Here is an 18,556-nt window from a genome sequence, read left to right as displayed (position 1 = left end):
AGTTATGAGTAATCTAAAACAAATAGGTTATTTTGCCGTCGCAGTATTATCAGTAAAAGGACTAGGCTTTTTATTGCTACCAATTAGCACACGATTCCTAAGTCAAGTAGAGTTTGGTCAGTTAAATTTTCTAGTAACTGTTTCTGCGCTGTGTTCGCTTATTTTATCAATAGGCTTACCAGAGCTTTTACTTAAACAACAGTACAATACTCATACTGAAAAACTTGCTCTGTTTCGTGACGCGGTAATAACAACCTTTATATTTAGTTTACTCTTTGCAGGTTGTTCTTTGATTTTTTCTGAGCAAATAGCACATCAGTTACCGGCCAAAGTTGATCCTCTAGATTTAAGGCTATTAATTGTTAACCTTGTACTATCGGCGCTAATTGGTATTCCGTACATTTATTACCGCTTGACTAATAAAGCGAGAACATATTGTTATTTATGCATTTCTCATGCTTTAGTCCAAACAACATTAACGATTACCTTACTATTTTTAGGTTTCAGTATCACTGGAGTTATGGTGTCGGGGGTAGTGAGTAGTTTACTTATTGTATGTATTAGCTATTTTGATATTTTAAAGGTTATTAATGTAAGTTATTCAGAGTTTTCTTGGCGAATACAAGGTAAACAGACTGTTTTTATCATTTCTATTGTTATCTCTAGTTTATTTATTTATGCCGGAAACGGCGCTGAAAATTGGTTTATTGTTGCAAACTTTGATGAGACATTGTTAGCGAATTACTACGTGGCGGCGCAGTTTGCAGTATTAACTTCGTTTACGTTTGAGCCTATACGCCTTTGGTGGTTTGCTAAACGTTTTAGCCTAGTTAAAAACAATAAATCTGAATACGAAAGTAAAGCCATTCTCTGTTTGAATGTTGGTTTAGCGCTTTGCGTAGTGATGTCTGTTCTTGCTCCAATCACTTTAAATTTAGTGTTACCTGATAATTACCACGGCAACGAGCACTGGTTAGTATTGTTAATTGTTGTGGTTGCTATTAGGCACCATAGCGATATTTTGAATATTGGTTGTTATACGCATAAGAATGGGATCTCGGTACCCATTATTAATCTTTTAACTGCATTAGTCGGTCTGAGCCTTTTATATCTTCTGGTGCCAATGTTTGCTGTAGAAGGAGCGATTTTATCTTTAATTATTATGCAGAGCTTTAAACTGTTATGTTTTTACTTAACTAGCCAACAGTTTGTTCCACTAACTTTTAAACTATCTTCACTTGCTCCTAGTTGGCTTGCTTTATTGATCATAGCGGGTATTTCGTTTATGCCTGGCAATTTAATTCTACAATTAGGTGTCCTGTTAACGTACATTTTTGTATTTATTAATCAGTACAAGAGCATCATTTTACGAGTTATCAAAAAAACGGTAGAGGATCGTAAATATGCTCAATTACTATAAGCAAAATCAACTTGTAATAAATGGTATTGTTGTCACCGTACTGGTTATTTCGACTTACTCGCTACTAGGTCCTATCGCCGTTTTTGCTTTATTACTACTTCCTTTTGCAGCGTTTACAGCAGTGAAAGTCAGTGTTGCATTTATTATCTTATTTATTCTTTTTAGTTATTTTAGGCTACACGAAGCATTTCCTGTTTTGATGCCATTAAAAATTCCTAAGCTCTTGGCATTAGCATCTCTTTTAGGGATTGCATGGCATCTATTTATTTCGCAGAAATTAAAGCCTCATTGGCATACAAATCACCTTATATTTTTTGCTTGGTTTATTTGGTTAACTATTTGCGTATTCAGTGCGGCTAACCGTGGTTTAGCGCTTGAGTATTGGTCAGGTGTGTTGATTAAAGTGCTCATAATGGTGTTTGCAATTTCATGGTGGATGACTTCTCTACAACATTTTAATGTTATCCGCATTGGTATTATGATTTCAGGCTCAGCCATCGCGCTTGTAGCCTTAAGTAATAAAATGAATGGGATCGGTCTTGTTGAAGGAACTCGTGTGACTATTTCGCGAGAACTTCGCTCACAACTCGGTGACCCGAATGATTTATCACTTGTCATGATGTTCCCAGTGTCTTTTCTTGCAGCTGAAGTTTTTGATAGTAGCGCCCATAAAATAAGACGTTTTATAGCACTCATCTGTCTAATAGTTGCGATTAGTGGCGTTATTGCTACTCAAAGTCGTGGGGGATTACTGGGGATTGCAGCAGTATTAAGCTTTTTTATCTATCAAAAAATTAAAAATCCAATCATTGTTGGTTGTATAGGTGCTGTCGGAATGCTCGCGATGATTGTTTTTGCAGGGATATCAGATAGACAAAGTGGTGGTGCTCATGAAGATGGTGTCGATGAGTCTGCAATGGACGTATCTATGCTTGGCATGCGGCAATTAACATGGCGCTGTCTAATCCATTGACTGGGGTAGGTGTAAATAATTTTGTCGCGAATTATTTTTTCTATAGTCCACATTGGGATGGCAAGAATCATGCAGTACACAGTACATGGTTTCAAGTACTTGGCGAAACAGGCATTGTTGGGATGTTCATATTCATTGCCCTGATCACATGTATTTACCGAAGTTTAAACCGTGTTTTCTTGATAAATAAACAGCTTAACGATGAAAAAATAGCAGTGAATGCGAAAGCACTTAAAGGCGGGCTGATAGGCTTTATGGTGTCAGGAACCTTTTTAACTCAAGCTTTTACTTGGCCTATATACATCATCTTGGCGTTAACTATTGCTCTTGAAAAGCTTGTTATAGATAAACAAAAGGAAAGGCATTATGACTGAGAATTTAAAACAGTGGTTAAAATCAAGTGACAGTCCTTTTGCAAAGTCACTTTTTCAAATTGCAAAACTCATTCGCAATCCGCAAATGTTTGTAATACCAGGTTTCCATACATGCCTATACAAACTGCATTTACTTGTTAAAACAATTTTCAGTGAACTATTACGTATCTTCTATTTTACGCCAATTTTTAAAAGCCAAATTAAAGGTTCAAAACGCAATTTATATCTTTATTCTGGTATGCCACAAATTTTAGGGCAGCTAGATATAACGTGCCAAGATAATTCTCGTATTAGTGGTATTAGCACTTTTTGTGGTCGTAGTCATGGGTTAAACAAATCGCAACTTATCATTGGTAATAATGTCGATATTGGTTGGCAAAACTCATTCTCTGTGGCTGGTAAAATTGTTCTGCAAGATGATGTTAGGCTTGCTGGACGGGTTTTTTTAGCTGGTTTTCCAGGCCACCCTTTAAACTCGCAAAGGCGCGCTTTAGGTGAGCCTGATGATGATTCGCAAGTCGGAGACATTATTATAGAGCAAGGGGCTTGGGTTGGAACGGGGGCGACAATCCTTGCTGGCGTAACAGTAGGAAAGGGCGCAATAGTTGCAGCAAGTAGTGTTGTTACAAAAGATGTACCTGCAAATACGATTGTGGCAGGAAACCCTGCGAAAGTTGTTAAGAAGCTGGAGTCAGAGTCATGAAATTTATCGTTTTTGGTGAAGATTGGCAAAGCCATCCAAGCAGTACTCAACATATCTTTAAAGAATTAGCGAAAAGCCATGATATTGTATGGATAAATTCAATCGGTATGCGAAAGCCAACAATAAAGTTGCTGGATGTAAAAAGAGTTTTTTACAAACTAAAATCGTTAGTGTTGAAAAAGAGGCATACTGAAGAATCTGCAGACAAGCACAGCAAACTTAAAGATCATACTTTGCCGATTTTACCTTGGCATGACAATAAGCTTGTAAAAGCATTTAATAAATGGATTTTTAATAAAAAGCCTTTTGTTGATAATGAACCAATTATCTATTGGGTTAGTGTTCCTACTGCCATATACCTTATTAATTTACGTCCCATAGACAAGATTGTTTATTATTGTGGCGATGACTTTTCGGCTTTAGCGGGTGTTGATCATTTAATGGTTGAACCACTAGAGAGAGAGCTTATTCTTAAAGCCGACCTCATTTATGTAGTAAGTGAATTTCTTTCTAGCAAAATGCCAAAGCATAAAGTTAAGCTGTTATCTCATGGTGTTGACTTTGATTTATTTAATAATAAAAAGCAGAAGGCAGTTGAACTTAGTAATATAAATAAACCAGTTATTGGCTTTTATGGTTCTTTAAATGCGTGGCTCGACATAGAGCTTTTGCAAAAACTGGCACTTGAACAACATCAATACCAAATAATGTTAATTGGTAACATTATTGAAAATTTTGATTCATTATTATCCCTTAACAATGTGTCCCATGTACCCGCAGTAGAGCACCATAAACTTGCTACTTTTTCTCAACATTGGCATGTCTCGATTCTCCCATTTGTTGATAACGCGCAAATTAGAGCATGCGATCCGCTTAAACTTAAGGAGTATCTAGCGACAGGAACCCCCATTGTTTCAACTAATTTTGCTGCAGTGAGACCCTATCAAGAGGCTGTGCTGATCGCAGACTCTATGAATGCCTTCATTGAGCGTGTGGACTATGCCATTAGCATAAGCGATGAGCAAAAGCTTAATTGGCGACAAACTCAAGCTGATTACGCAAAAAATCACAGTTGGCAAGTTAAGGCGCTACAAATAAGTGATGAGCTAGGGCTTGGTTAACTTCATCTATTAAAAGCTGCATTAACGCAGCTTTTTTTATTTTTGGAACAAGATCTGCAACAGAATAACTAATTGAAATTATCGCAATTTATTTTTTTCAAAATGCAAATATAACTGCATTTTTTTGCAAATTGCAAAGCAATAGGTAACTCCATGTTAGTTAAAGAGCAAATCAAACGATTAATATATTTAGGGCTTTATGCGCTTTACACGCGTATTAAGCTTTTTATTATTCCGTTTTGCATTGTGCCTCTTGTTGTTATTTTCATGGGGCTGACTGCTCAAAAACAATATACCAACCACGCAACCATTTTGATTGAAGAATCTGCACTTTTAAATCCGTACCTAGATGATCTGTCTTTTTCATTTCAGTTATCAGATCGTATGGCAGCACTTAGAACTTTAGTTATAAGCAGAAAAGTACTTATTGCTGTCGCTAAGGAAACTAATTTAATCGCAGAAGATGCAACGCCAAAACAAGTTGAAGAAATTCATCAAAAGCTCTCTAAAGCTCTCTCTTTGTCATTAATCGGCGATGAATTAGTGCGTATAAACTTTATATGGCACGACCAAAGTCAAATGAAACCTGTACTTGAAAAAGTGGTAGAGAAATTTATTGAACGCTTACTTGCGCCAACTAAAGCCTCTTTAGATACGTCAGAACAATTTTTCTTTCAACAACTTGAAGGGTTACGCCAAGAGTTAGAAGTATCTGAAGAATCTCTTGCTAAATTTAAAAGCCAAAATAGCAATACATTACCAACGGTTTTACATAGCAACCGCGAAACATTCGATAAATTATTATCGGAAAAACAGCAGAAATTAATTGCTCTTTCTGGTGCTAAAGCAAAGCTCAATGCACTAAAAAATAAAGTAGGGCAAGCTAATCCAATCCTAGGGAAGTTAGAAGAAAAAATTATTCGTACAGAATCTGAATTAAGTCTACTGCGCACTCGTTATACAGATAAGCACAGTAAAGTTATTGAAAAAACACGTACTTTAAAAAACTTAAAAGCGCGTCAGCAGTCATTACTTGAATCAAGCGAAGATTTAGATACCTCGAATTTAGATCAACTTTGGCAAATGGTTAATACCTTACCTTCGGGTGAAAATAAAGAATCCAGTGTATTGGTTTCTCAGCTGCTTGCCTTGGAAGAGGCTAAAAATAGCCTGCTTCAACAGGAACAAGAATTTGCAATGCTAGAAGAACAGGTAAAAGAGGTAAGCGAGAGATTATTAATTACCAGCGATGTAGAAAAACAGCTAAGAAAATTAGAACGAGATTACGAAGTTAAACAATCGTTGTACAAAGATATGTTAAGCCGATACGAAATGGCAAAAGTAACAGGAAAACTTGTTAAATATGAAGGCCCAGACAAAGTAAAAACAATTGAACGCGCCTATAGCCCAACGCAACCAATCAATACCTCTTTAGTCATGACAATCGTGATTGGAGTTGTGCTTGGAATGTTTACAGGTGGAGCAAGTGTATTTGTTGCTTCACTTTGCGACAGCCATCTAAAAGATATTCAAACTATTGAAAAGCTTAGTAATGCACACGTAGTAACTGTCCTGCCAATTATAAACAGCAGTGCATCTAACAAGCATATTGAAGGAGAACCTTTATGAAGGTAATGCACTTAGTACAGCATTTAGAAGTTGGCGGTCTAGAAAAAATGGCAATTACGCTATTAAAGAATAGTCAATATAGCCAAACAACCATCATCGTCTCGTTAGAAGGTGATAAGGAGTCAGCAATCAAACAATGATCCGGAACTTAGCAATTATAAAAGCAGTGTTTTTTGTTTAAATAAAGCACCTGGCTTTAAAGGTTCGGTTATAAAAAAATTAAAGGCGCTTATAAAAGAGCAGCAAATAGATATTATTCATAGTCATCATATAGGTCCATTACTGTACGCTGGTATTGTGTGTTCATTAACAACTAAGCGTATTCGCCATGTTTCGACTATTCATGATGCTTGGTATTTAAACAATATTAAGCAACGTTTCTTCACCAGAGCTCTTAACTTATTAACACATATTCATTGGGTAGCAGATGCAAACATCGTAGCCAATGAGTTTCAATCAAAAACGTCAATCATACCTCAACAGACAATTTTAAATGGTATTGATTGCGAGCAATTTAAAGCAATAGATAAATCATGTGCACGCCAGCAGTTAAACTTACCAGAAAATGTTCAGTTGATCGGGTGTGCAGCCCGACTAATTGAAGGTAAAGGGCATAAAGACTTAATACATGCTCTCATTTATTTGCCTGAGAATTATCACCTTGTATTTGCAGGCGATGGTGACCAGAGAGATTTACTCCACAAAGCTGTTGAAAGCTATGATTTAAAATCGCGAGTACATTTCTTAGGAAACATACACGACATGAGAGTTTTTTACTCTAGCATCGATGTTATGTGTCTCTACTCGAAACGAGAAGGTCTGCCCCTGTCTATCATTGAAGCGATGGCATGTGGAGTACCTATTGTCGCATCTGATGTAGGTGGTATTCACGAAGTTGTAACTGATAAAGAGGGGGAGTTGATTGCAGCAAATAACTACAAGCTAATTGCCCCTGCAATATTACGTACTTTGCAATTACCAAACGGAAATCCTATTCGTCATCATGCTATTGCTGTTGCTGATGCACGGACCATGAGCAGTCAATATGACAATTTATACACAGCGTTAGCGTGATGGGAGGCTATGATGACAATTTTCAGTATCGTATTTTTAGTATTAGTATTCGTTGCAATTTACCACCATGTTGGATATCCAATCATGGTTAATTGGGCTGCAAAAAGTCACAAATCTAAACACAAAAATAGCAAGGCTGACCCTAAAACCTATCAGCCAAATATTGGTATTTTAATGTGCGCGTATAACGAACAAGACCACATAGCAGAAAAGTTACATAACTTAGCCTCATTGTTATATGACAATGATCATTACAGCATACATGTCTATTTTGATGGTTGCACAGATGCGACGGTAAACAGAGCTTATGAGGCTCAACGTGTTTTATTGAGCCATGGTGTGCAATGTTTTTTCCATGTCAGGGAAGAGAACAAAGGTAAAGTGCATGGATTAAATACATTAATGGGGTTAGCAAAATTTCAAAATGATATTTTATTGTTCACTGACGTGAGTGCGCTATTGAGCATTGATGCTTTAAATAAGGTCGCCGATAAATTTAGTAATCCAAAAGTTGCAATTTCTACGGGAGTGTACACACTTGATGATAGGGCTCCAGATGCACAAAAAGCATATTGGAAGTATCAAAATCAAGTAAAACTATCTGAGTCCGAGCTAGGTGCAGTAATTGGTGTGCCTGGTGCCATGTTTGCGATGCGTTCAACATCGGCAATAGAGCTTGATGATAACACTATTAATGATGACTTTATTTTATCTATGAATGCGCTTGCACAAGGTGGTAAGGCAGTATTAGATGAAGACGTTGTTATTTATGAGCGTGAATGCGATTTACAACAAGAAGACTACAAACGTCGTATCCGCCTTGGAGCAGGGAACTGGCAACAAATTAAGTCCCTAAAACAGCTTCTAAAGCCTCAACTTGGTTGGACGAGTTTAAACTTTTTTTCGCATAAAGTACTGCGCGGCGTGATGCCGATTATCTTAGCGTGTATCTACTTGTGTATTTTATTCGAAGCTGCATTCATGAAAACCACATGGGCAGTGTTTTTAGCCATAGGCATTTTAAGCTTACACGGTGTTGAGCTGTTAAAGAGTGTTTTTAATATTAAAATACGCGTACCCATTTTGGATAAAGTAAACTATATTTTAAACAGTTATTTTCTGTCTTTATATGGAATTATACGCTACGAGCTAGGGTACTTTAATGCCCCTTGGCGACGTGTGAGGGATAACAATGTGAATCGTTCTTCTTATGAGATATCTGGTAAGTCGGTTGTGAAGGTTATAAAGCGTGGCTGTGATGTTATCGGTGCGTTAGTTGCAATCGCTCTCGTTTGGTCCATTTGTTTATTTGCCGCTATCGCAATTAAATTGACTTCTAAAGGCCCGATTATTTTTAGCCAACTTCGTGTCGGTGAAAGCTCAGATGACTTTGTCAAATTATTTAATGTATATAAGTTTCGCTCTATGGTTGTTGATGCTGAATTAAAATCAGGTGCCGTATGGGCGAGTAAGGATGATCCACGAATTACTCCTATTGGCAGATTTATGAGAAAAACGCGTATTGATGAGTTACCGCAATTAATAAACGTTCTTAAAGGGGATATGTCATTAATTGGTCCAAGACCAGAGCGTCCAGTTTTCTATGCAAAGTTAGAAAAAAATATCCCTTATTTTTGTCAACGAACTTATGGCGTAAAACCTGGTATTTCGGGTCTTGCCCAAGTAATGAATGGCTACGACGAATCAATAGAAGATGCTCGCAGTAAAATTGGTTGGGATTATGCCTATTCACTTAGTATGTCTACGCCATTAGCATGGCTAAAATTAGAATGCTCAATAATTGTCAAAACGCTAATGGTTGTTTTTACAGGAAAAGGCCAATAGTTTTATGGTCAAAATCAGTTGCATAATGCAAATTAATTACTATAAATTAATTGCATTATGCACAAAGTAAATAAAAACTTAAAATTATCAAGATCTTATATTCTGGCATTTAAGTTGTAACAGTAAGATTAACCAAACCATCTTAAAGGTAGAAAATCATGACTAATACAACTAAATCTGATGCAAATACCACATTCATCACTTTACCAAATGATTTCTCTGGCTTAGCAGTCGATAGCTTCAAAGATTAGTTCGAAACGGTAGCCACGAGTGAACAATTAAATGTGGTTCTGGATTTTAGTGACACCACCTTCATCGACTCCTCAGGTATTGGTGCCATGGTATTTTTATATAAACGAATTGAGAAAAAAGGCCAAAAGCTTTCTTTACTGAACGTTTCAGGTCAACCACATAAATTAATGAGTTTACTAAGAGTAGATAAAACCATCCCATTCATTGAGCAAGCTGACATCGCGTGAGGTGAGTTATGAAGCACATACTAATAACAGTTTTACTGATTATAATTGGCGGATGTGCTTCTTGGCCTGATGAAGGACAAGGAGGCTGGGCCGAAAAATACCAAAATTACCCATTAACCGATGAACAAAATGAGCTTATTTACGATACACAAGAAACAGTGGTTTTGAGTGAGTTTGAACATCACGTTTTGAAATTAGATTTGTTGAAAGCTCAAGGCATCAAACAATGTATGCCCGCTCAATTGCTTAAAGCTCAAATTTATGAAAATCGTATACGTCGTTTAATCGCAGCCCAAATGTGGGAAGACGCAGAGCATGATTCTTTCGATCCATTACCACGGCCTAAACCAGTTATCAAAACACTTTGAAACAGTTAATGCGATGACGCAATGTGCTGACCCAACGGAAAATGAGCAGGTGATGACTGCATCATTGAAAGAGCAGATCACTGAGCTGCTAAATAGTGACAATCAATTCTCTTTTAATGACTTTCAAGTAACACCTAAATACATCTCTCGATTATCACAAGCGGCTGACTTAATAAAACAAGTAGATAAAATCAATTTATTACTAGTAGGGCATACAGATATTAGCGGGCAACAAACCAATAACTATGAATTAGCATTGAAACGTGCAGAGACGGTTAAACATTGGTTAGGAATTTACGGGGTTAATCCAGCTACGATTACAACGCTCACACAAGGTAGTTTATCACCTTATAGCAATGAGCCCGACTCAAATGCTAAACGCCACTCAGATAGACGTGTAGAAGCGATAGTTATTGATATTACTGACAAAGATACGAACAAAAAAGTACATGCATTATCCAGTTGGACCAAAGTTTTAAATGGTCCTAAGGGGCAATAATATGAAACAATTAATTTTAATATGCTTACTTATGTTCTCAACACTCGCTGTTGCAGAGCAAGTTCAAGTCGGAAACAAAATATATTTATACTTACCGGGTGAAGTAGAGTTTGATGAACCATTTGAAGTTGCCAAAGATGGCACCATCACTTTACCTGAGCTTGGTAAGATTAAAGTAACTGGCGCTGAACTTGCTGAAATTGAACAGCAACTACGTGCTGCATTAAGCGAAGTCTATGTTGCGATGGACGATTTTTATGTCGAAATTCGTTCTAGAGATATTTTTATTAATGTTATGGGTTATGTGAACGACCCATCTCAAGTCAGTATTCCCCGTGATGGTAATATCCAAATGGTCATTGCACGTGCAGGTGGCTTGAAACCAGGGGCACAGCTAGACAGACTACAAATTCGTCGCGGTAACGATGTAATAGAATTCAATTACAAAGCCTATTTAGATTCAGGCAACATTGACTTATTACCCCAATTACAAAGTGCCGACACAGTATTCGTACCTGTATCACCACTATTAGGCAATGTACAAATCGATTTTGATGCGCAAACATTAAGTGCATCCGGTGATGCCAGCGATAACAGTGCAATCACCTTACTTGGTGAAGTCCACAATCCAGGTAGTTTTTCATTCAAAGAAAATATGAGTGTATTAGATGCATTGATGCGAGCTGAAGGCGTAACTCGCTACGCAGATGTAACCAAAATTCGCGTTATCGTAGACAAAACACCTGTTGTTTTTGACCTAAAAGCGTATTTGGATAAACCTAACAACGATACAATGCCTGCATTAAAAGCTGGTTCTACGATTTACGTGCCTATCATGGTTGATGATGTAAACACTACATCACGTACCGTCTACATCATGGGTGAAGTACAAAAGCCGGGTGCTTATGAGGCCGGCGATAGTACCAGCTTTTTAGATATTCTTGCGAATGCCGGCGGGCCGACTCGCTTTGCAGAAACTCGCCAGATTAAGATTTTAACGCCATCGGGCGAAAGTATTTTATTCGATCTGCAAGGCTACAGTGAAGGAATTGTGACTGTAAAAGTGCCTAACTTAAACCCAGGAGATGTGATTTTTGTTCCAGAAAAGACTGACCAAAATGAAAAAAGTTGGTTGAAAGTGCCACCAAAACGCGCAATTAAAATTATCGGCGCAATCCAATCACCGGGCCGTTATGAATGGAGTCCCGAAATGGATTTCACAGATTTACTTGCGCATGCAGGCGGGCCAACTAAAGGCGCAAATATCAATGATATAAAGATCGTTCGTAACGGTGAAGTCACTAAACGTTTCGATTTAGAGCAGTATACAATTAATGATGCAGGAAACTATGAATTACCCAACTTGATTGCTGGCGACACTATCATTGTTGAGGAACTGCCAGTTGATCCTGCTGATAATAAATCGCAATGGATCCGCCAAGAATCAAGTAAATCTATTTATATAATGGGGCAAGTTGGTTCTCCTGGTCGCTATGCATTTAATACCAATATGCATTTTATTGATATTTTAGCCGCGGCTGATGGTCCTACAGATAATGCAGATTTACGTAATATTCGTATTACCCATCGTAATGGAAACACTGCAAAGGTTAGTAAGTTAAACCTCGCACTTTATTTTGAAACAGGCGATGAAACACTCTTTCCACACGTTTTACCAGGCGATACCATCTACATTCCTGAAAAAGATAAAGATTGGTTACGTACCCCTAAAGAGCAAGTAGTGCGTATTATGGGGGCTGTTGAAAAGCCTGGTCGTTACAGCTTTGATGACACTATGACGGTACTTGACGTACTAGCAGAAGCAGGCGGTCCATCAAGCTCTGCACTCATAGACAAAATTGTGGTGGTTAATCATTCATGCTGTAAAGAGCAGTCTCGTGTATTTGATTTAGAAGAGTTTGTTAAGAATCCGAATTCAGCGTATATCCCTGTGTTACGTGCCGGCGATACGCTTTATGTGCCAGATAAAGGTCAGGATTTAATTAGCCAATTTAAATCTAACTTTCTCGACTTCATAACAGTAATCGCTTTAGTGGTGGGCCTATGAAAATGATACCTTCTCAATACCAAGAGCTTGAAGCAGTTTGTAATGAAATTGATAACCTTAAAGCTCGCTGTATTTGTTTTATATCTTTAACAGGAAGTGAGGGTTCAACTTCCTTATGTACTAGCGTTGCAACAAGACTATGCAATCAATCAAAAAAAGTTTTGATCATTGATTTGAACCCAATTTCGCCTTTTAAACTTGATCAGAACCAAAGTACTGACGTTGGGCCATGGTGCTTTAGTGATATAAGTTGTCAATTGAATATTATTAGCACAGATCACGTTGATATTTTAACTATGCAGCATCTAAATGAGCTGGAATCAGTTAAAAACAAATCAATCCTAAACGATGCAATTGAACGAATAAAACAAGAATATGACTATGTGTTTATTGATATGAGCCCAGCACTTAAGTGTAATCGAGGCAATGTACCATTACATGCGCTAAGCTTATGTACTGACATGACATTTTTGACTGTTTCATTAGGTTTAAATGATGAAGAAGCACTGTGCCATGGCATTACAAATCTAGAGCAAGCAGGATTGACTGAGATTAAAATTGTAGTCGCACAGCATAACTTTGCTCCACTGGGTACACGTTTGATTGAGTCACTTAAAACGCGCCAACATAAATGGCCTAAACTTTCTAATTACCTAATAAATAAAATAATTAAACAACGTTGGTTGTTTACTGCATATTGAGAGACAAATGGACTGCCTTTATCAAAAGAGTTATACGCTAGATTGGCCGATAGTGAGTGAGATACGGCATGTTTTAAAACATATCCTTACTGCAATTAGTGTCAAGCACCAAGACATTGATGCTGCAAACGTTTGTAGCAACCGAGTATTTAACTAATTTACTACGCCACACAAAGAAAAATGATAAGCCTTTGTTATTTAGTATATTTAAAGTATCAAACCAGCAGTTACGAATTGAATTTAAAGATTCATTTAAAAGTTATGATATTTTTAATAATCACTCATCAAATTGGGAAATAGACAGTGGTGAGCTTGTTGAAGGGGGGATGGGGGTTGCGCTTATCAAGCATTATTTTCCTAATGCTAGCTATAATACTCATCATCAATTTAATACATTTTCTTTCTGTTTAAACAATATCGATAAGCGGCCAACATTGATATACATTGATGATGATAAGTCACAATTGGCTCTGCTTAAAGCCTATTTATCTGAACATTTTCAAGTAATTTGTTGCGAAGACATTGAATCAGGTTGGCAAGAGATCCTTACCTCAGGTGCGACGATTTTACTGTTAGACCACAAGCTTAAAAATGGTACGAGTGAGCCGCTATTAAAACGACTAAACCAGTCAAATCTAAAAATTAATTTATCAGTTGTTATGCTCACGGGGGATGACAGTGAAGAGTTGATAAAAAGAATTAATATGCTCGGCGTTGATGATTATCTAGTTAAACCTGTTACCAAAACTAGATTACTGCAAAGTATTGAAAGAATTGTTCATCGGTTCTCTGCTTTAAAGTACTTTGTTAATGAGGACAGAGCACCAACCAAACGTGAGTTAGAAACGTATAACGCTTATAATTTTGGCTCAATTATAAGCCAAATGGGGGGAGATTTTTGTTTGTATCCCCACCAGCATAGCAACGCCGTGGTAATTGGCGATATGATGGGACATGGTCTAGTCGCTTTAAAAGAGAGCTTTGCTATTAAAGGTTTTTTAAGTGGTTGTTTAGCAACAGAGATCCCTTTAGAGACCGTACTACCTATGTTGAATAGAGCCCTTTCTGAGCAGCGCTTATGTAAATCAAGCTTAGTAACCTTGTTGATAATTTATATCGAAGATAACCGTTTACATTGGTTCAATGCGGGTCATCCTGCGCCTTGTGTTATTAATAAACAAGGTCGTTTAGAGCAGCTAGTTGGCACAGATCCTTTGCTTGGCCTTAATGATCAACATCAATTTAAGCATTACCAATATGAACTAGCTGAGGTTGAGCACATATTAATCTTTACAGATGGCTGGTTAGATAACCAGCACTTAGATGAAGTGGATCAAATAGTATCGAAATTAAACGCAAACAAACTCTACAATGAAGATTTTGCATATGGTTTATGGCAAGCCAGTCAAGTGAAGTTATCTGAAGAAGTTGATGATGCATCACTCATTGTGATCAACAAACACTAAAGTTTGAGTTTACAAACTGAGCGATTTCACACTAAGCTATTAGTAAGGTTTTGTATCATAATCACTTTATCTCAACAGCTATTAAAATAAGGACATACCAATGCCACCTAAAATTCTCATTGTTGAAGATACTGAGTCACTGGCTTTAATGTACCAGTCATACTTAATACCCACGGGTGTAAATACGCGCATCGCTTACACCGGCGAGCAGGCGATAGCTGCTTTAGAAGAATTTCAACCAGACCTGATCATATTAGATGTCATGCTGCCGGATATGAATGGCCTTGATATTTTATCATCATTAAATGCTGAGAACTCTCCGCAGGTAATTGTCTTAACAGGCCATGCAACAAAAGAAATGGCCATTAAAGCAATTAAATTAGGTGCGAGTGACTTTTTAGAAAAACCCATTGAAGCGGATCGTTTTCGGATCACTGTAAATAACGGATTAAAACTAAAAGACTTAAAGCAAACCGTAAAAACATACAAAAGTACCTATGAGAATGGACAGTACTTTGATTTGATTGGCAGCTCTGCTGAAATGCAATCTGTTTACCAAATTATTAAATCTGCCTCAGCAAGCAAAGCAACTGTTTTTATTACTGGTGAAAGTGGTACAGGAAAAGAATTATGTGCCCGTGCAGTGCACCTAGCATCTCCGCGTGCAAATAAACCCTTTGTTGCTTTGAATTGTGCCGCAATTCCTAAAGATTTAATTGAAAGTGAGATTTTTGGACATTTAAAAGGCGCATTTACAGGGGCCATTGCAAACCGTGAAGGGGCTGCCGGCCAAGCTGATGGAGGAACTTTATTTTTAGATGAGCTCTGCGAAATGGATATTAATCTTCAGAGTAAACTCTTGCGCTTTATTCAAACTGGTTGTTATCAGCAAGTAGGGAGTGAAAAAGAGGTTAAAGTTGATGTACGTTTTGTTTGTGCAACAAATCGTGATCCTTTGCTTGAGGTTAAAGAAGGGCGTTTCCGCGAGGATCTATATTATCGTTTACATGTTATTCCTGTCACTTTACCACCTCTTAATCAACGTGGCAGAGACGTTATTGAGATAGCTGATGCCTTATTCAAAAAAATTAGTAAAGAGGAAGGGCGTAGTTACAGGGGCATGTCTGATGCTGTTAAAAACATGTTTTTAAAATACAGTTGGCCGGGTAATGTTCGACAGCTAGAAAATACAATTAGAAATATTCTCGTACTTCACAATGAGGATTATATAGAAACAAATATGATCCCTGCTTTACCTCATAGCCAAAACCAGTCAGTCGAAACGGCAGCTTCTGAACCAAGTCATAGGGTTAAAACACAATTTGAGGATAATACGCCTATATCTTCAGAAATAATTTCAATTGATGAAAAACCAGCAGAGTTTTCTCAGTCAGATATAGAACCCCTTTGGTTAGTTGAAAAACGCTATATAGAACAGTCTATCGATGCTTGTGATAACAATATTCCAAAAGCAGCGGCCTTGTTAGATGTGAGTCCTTCAACACTTTACAGAAAAATCAAGAGTTGGGAGGAAATGCAGGTAAGCTAGCGGTATAAACCTTATTTAATTGTTCAAATTGCTGTTTACCTGAAAAACGTTGCTCAACTAATTGCTTAGCATTCTTGAGCATGTTGCGCTTTTGTTCAGCACTGAGTGATCGTAAGTAATTTAATTGGTTTACTAATGCATCAGTGCTTGAATCAGTCATTAGTAAGCCATTTTTTAAATGTTCAATGGTTTTCACAAGTTGGCCAACAGGTGCAGAAATCACTAGTATACCATTAGACATTGCTTCAAGGACAACCATAGGTAAACCTTCGGCCCTTGAACAAACAACCAATACATCTAAATGTGGCCATATTTGTTCTGGCTCACATTGTCCATGATAAGTTATTGCTGTTAAATCTAATTCACTTGCCATTGGTCCATCACCAAACATATGAAAATTAAGATATTCAGATGAAAACTGTTTAGCAGTCTCAATAAATATATCAGGGGCTTTCTCGTAAGATAAGCGGCCAACAAAGCCAACGTTAATTGGCTCTCTCTCAATGTTTATTGAGTGCTTAGATTTATTATTCAAACTGATAAAGTTTTCCAGTAGTTCTGCTTTGTAAATCTGTTTTGAAAGAATATCTGAAACGGCAAAATTAAATGAAAAGTAGCTTAAAAGCTTATCAAGCCTGTTATATAAATAAACGAGTCCCTGACCTTGCTCACCGGCATGATAAGTAGATATACAACGGCGACTTTGCATTAAGCAAGCGAGCTTGCCTAATATACTTGCTTTATAACCATGAGTATGAAGTAACGAACTGGATGGTAACCCTTTGATAATTCTGTAAAAATCAAAAAAACTTCCGCCCGCAAATTGGTAGTCAATATTTGCATTATCTAAACGATTGTAAAATGCGATGTTATTATGATTCTTGATAAAACAAAACTGAGCTTTTAATATTATATTGTTCAAGCAAATTGCATAGGGCAATGATATGGCTTTCGATGCCGCCAATGATGCTTGAATCTACAAATAAAATAACACTGTACTTCATATCTACTCCAAGGAAAAAACATGATAGATACTGCTACATTTGCACAATTGCAACAGGATGTTGGTGAAGACCTAGCAAAACAGCTACTACAAGTGTACCTAACTGAATCCACACAAATTGTTAACGATATTGCTGATACAACAAAACAAGCAACTATTTCTTTAAATGCTCATAGTCTGAAAAGCAGTAGCCGAAGCTATGGCGCGCTTTCTGTAGGTTCTATTGCTGAACAAATTGAGCACAAAGCCAAAGCTGAACAATTCGATCATGAATTGCATGATTTAATCGAGACACTGCAAGATCAATTTTCACTAACACTAAAGCATGGAAATAGCTTGATCAGTTCGGCTTGATTTATCAGCCTCCAAAATTAATGGCATTTTAAGTATCTCACCAAAAACAGTACTAAGTTGTTCAATATCATGTTGCTGATTTGGTGTTTTAATCACATCATCAAAATGTGAAACAATTTCGCTAAGTGCGTCGTGTGAAATACTTAAATCACAAAATGAATATCCCAGCATACTTTCAAGCCAATCAACGGGTTTTAAATCTAATGATTTAATTACACTTGTTTCTTTTGCAATATTTTCTATAAACACTCGACACGCTGAAGTCATGTTAATTGCTTGAGCGATATCTTCTACAAGCATAGCTGGCATGACACTGGTTATTAGGCTACCAGGACCAATTAAAATTAAGTCAGCATTATGTATTGCTTCAACAGCACCTGGAGCCGCATTTACATTTTGAGATAGAGTGACATAGTCAGGTAACTGAGTTAGCGAGTCTATCTGGCATTCACCAATAATTTTTTCACCGTTTGGTAAAACAGCTAATAAATCGGTTGGCTCATCAGACATTGGCAAAATGGTTTCAGAATTGCCCAACATCGCATTGAACCAAGCAATTGCCTGAGTCGCAGAGTTAGTTTGTTGTGATAACCCTAGCAGTGTTAAATTACCTAAACTATGACCATCTAACTCACCGCCTTCAAAGCGATGGTGAAATACTTTATGTACTAATGAGTCATCATCGGCAAGTTGTAGGCAACAACGTCTTATATCACCTAAAGCAACGCCCCCCTGACTATTTCTTAGTTTTCCTGTACTACCACCATTATCAGTTGTTGCGACAATTGCAGTGAGTTCTGCGCAATGTGGTCTAATTGCACTAAGCATATGAGATAAGCCGTGACACCACCAATACATACAATTTTCATTTGATTCACCCTAATTAGTTCATACCAATTAAAAGCATAAGGCATACCATTTTTAAGATTT

The 18,556-nt window shown here is 37.3% G+C and carries 17 protein-coding genes and 2 pseudogenes; 16 read left to right on the top strand and 3 right to left on the bottom strand.

Features of this window, described 5'->3' with window-relative positions; translation table 11 throughout:
* Positions 1–4 precede the first annotated feature (4 nt).
* The 15 genes and pseudogenes from ACRWSG_RS00515 (at position 5) to ACRWSG_RS00445 (ending at position 16,269) form a co-directional block, all read left to right on the top strand.
* Positions 5–1,420 carry a lipopolysaccharide biosynthesis protein gene (locus ACRWSG_RS00515; RefSeq protein WP_462165337.1) on the top strand — a complete coding sequence of 472 codons (1,416 nt, stop codon included), beginning with the start codon at positions 5–7 and terminating at the stop codon, positions 1,418–1,420.
* Positions 1,404–2,767 (top strand): annotated as a pseudogene (locus ACRWSG_RS00510) (O-antigen ligase family protein). Before ACRWSG_RS00515 ends, ACRWSG_RS00510 begins: the two are co-directional and overlap by 17 nt.
* Positions 2,760–3,470: an acyltransferase gene (locus ACRWSG_RS00505; RefSeq protein ID WP_138617710.1), complete on the top strand. Its 711-nt coding sequence runs from the start codon at positions 2,760–2,762 to the stop codon at positions 3,468–3,470. Before ACRWSG_RS00510 ends, ACRWSG_RS00505 begins: the two are co-directional and overlap by 8 nt.
* Entirely contained in the window at positions 3,467–4,591 is a 1,125-nt protein-coding gene (locus ACRWSG_RS00500) for a glycosyltransferase family protein (protein WP_462165336.1), read from the top strand. Before ACRWSG_RS00505 ends, ACRWSG_RS00500 begins: the two co-directional genes overlap by 4 nt.
* 153 nt (positions 4,592–4,744) lie before the next feature.
* Positions 4,745–6,220 carry a GumC family protein gene (locus tag ACRWSG_RS00495; RefSeq protein ID WP_294408498.1) on the top strand — a complete coding sequence of 492 codons (1,476 nt, stop codon included), beginning with the start codon at positions 4,745–4,747 and terminating at the stop codon, positions 6,218–6,220.
* Positions 6,217–6,360 (top strand): hypothetical protein, encoded by a 144-nt coding sequence (locus ACRWSG_RS00490; protein ID WP_462165335.1) that lies wholly within the window; start codon positions 6,217–6,219, stop codon positions 6,358–6,360. Before ACRWSG_RS00495 ends, ACRWSG_RS00490 begins: the two co-directional genes overlap by 4 nt.
* Positions 6,332–7,294, top strand: coding sequence for a glycosyltransferase (locus ACRWSG_RS00485; RefSeq protein WP_462165334.1), 963 nt, complete (start codon positions 6,332–6,334; stop codon positions 7,292–7,294). The genes ACRWSG_RS00490 and ACRWSG_RS00485 overlap by 29 nt, the downstream gene beginning before the upstream one ends.
* A 9-nt stretch (positions 7,295–7,303) precedes the next feature.
* Complete coding sequence (locus tag ACRWSG_RS00480; protein ID WP_462165333.1) at positions 7,304–9,139, top strand: sugar transferase; 1,836 nt, start codon at positions 7,304–7,306, stop codon at positions 9,137–9,139.
* 158 nt (positions 9,140–9,297) lie between these two features.
* Positions 9,298–9,618: pseudogene (locus ACRWSG_RS00475) on the top strand (STAS domain-containing protein).
* A gap of 8 nt (positions 9,619–9,626) precedes the next feature.
* Positions 9,627–9,986 carry a hypothetical protein gene (locus ACRWSG_RS00470; protein ID WP_462165332.1) on the top strand — a complete coding sequence of 120 codons (360 nt, stop codon included), beginning with the start codon at positions 9,627–9,629 and terminating at the stop codon, positions 9,984–9,986.
* Positions 9,934–10,485 (top strand): OmpA family protein, encoded by a 552-nt coding sequence (locus ACRWSG_RS00465; RefSeq protein WP_462165331.1) that lies wholly within the window; start codon positions 9,934–9,936, stop codon positions 10,483–10,485. Before ACRWSG_RS00470 ends, ACRWSG_RS00465 begins: the two co-directional genes overlap by 53 nt.
* Position 10,486: 1 nt before the next feature.
* A complete protein-coding gene (locus tag ACRWSG_RS00460; RefSeq protein ID WP_054553836.1) occupies positions 10,487–12,553 on the top strand; it encodes an SLBB domain-containing protein in 2,067 nt (688 codons plus the stop codon).
* Entirely contained in the window at positions 12,550–13,254 is a 705-nt protein-coding gene (locus ACRWSG_RS00455) for an AAA family ATPase (protein WP_054553837.1), read from the top strand. The genes ACRWSG_RS00460 and ACRWSG_RS00455 overlap by 4 nt, the downstream gene beginning before the upstream one ends.
* Positions 13,255–13,373: 119 nt before the next feature.
* Positions 13,374–14,720, top strand: coding sequence for a SpoIIE family protein phosphatase (locus ACRWSG_RS00450; protein ID WP_462165330.1), 1,347 nt, complete (start codon positions 13,374–13,376; stop codon positions 14,718–14,720).
* 100 nt (positions 14,721–14,820) lie between these two features.
* Positions 14,821–16,269, top strand: a complete 1,449-nt coding sequence (locus ACRWSG_RS00445) for a sigma-54-dependent transcriptional regulator (RefSeq protein ID WP_166340141.1) — start codon at positions 14,821–14,823, stop codon at positions 16,267–16,269.
* Here ACRWSG_RS00445 and ACRWSG_RS00440 read toward each other — a convergent pair.
* Both ACRWSG_RS00440 and ACRWSG_RS00435 read right to left on the bottom strand, forming a co-directional pair.
* The gene (locus ACRWSG_RS00440) at positions 16,238–16,978 is read right to left on the bottom strand and encodes a glycosyltransferase family 4 protein (protein ID WP_462165329.1); all 741 of its coding nucleotides are present in this window, start codon (positions 16,976–16,978) and stop codon (positions 16,238–16,240) included. The genes ACRWSG_RS00445 and ACRWSG_RS00440 overlap by 32 nt on opposite strands.
* 163 nt (positions 16,979–17,141) lie before the next feature.
* Positions 17,142–17,273 (bottom strand): hypothetical protein, encoded by a 132-nt coding sequence (locus ACRWSG_RS00435; protein ID WP_462165328.1) that lies wholly within the window; start codon positions 17,271–17,273, stop codon positions 17,142–17,144.
* A 20-nt stretch (positions 17,274–17,293) separates the two neighbouring features.
* Here ACRWSG_RS00435 and ACRWSG_RS00430 point away from each other — a divergent pair, with 20 nt between their 5' ends.
* Entirely contained in the window at positions 17,294–17,626 is a 333-nt protein-coding gene (locus tag ACRWSG_RS00430) for an Hpt domain-containing protein (protein ID WP_054553841.1), read from the top strand.
* Here the strand turns inward: ACRWSG_RS00430 and ACRWSG_RS00425 are convergent.
* Complete coding sequence (locus ACRWSG_RS00425; RefSeq protein ID WP_462165327.1) at positions 17,591–18,484, bottom strand: gluconeogenesis factor YvcK family protein; 894 nt, start codon at positions 18,482–18,484, stop codon at positions 17,591–17,593. The two genes, ACRWSG_RS00430 and ACRWSG_RS00425, sit on opposite strands and share 36 nt — an antisense overlap.
* Positions 18,485–18,556: the final 72 nt, after the last annotated feature.

This window comes from Pseudoalteromonas sp. GB43 (assembly GCF_054923805.1).
This window is presented reverse-complemented; position numbering and strand designations above follow the sequence as displayed.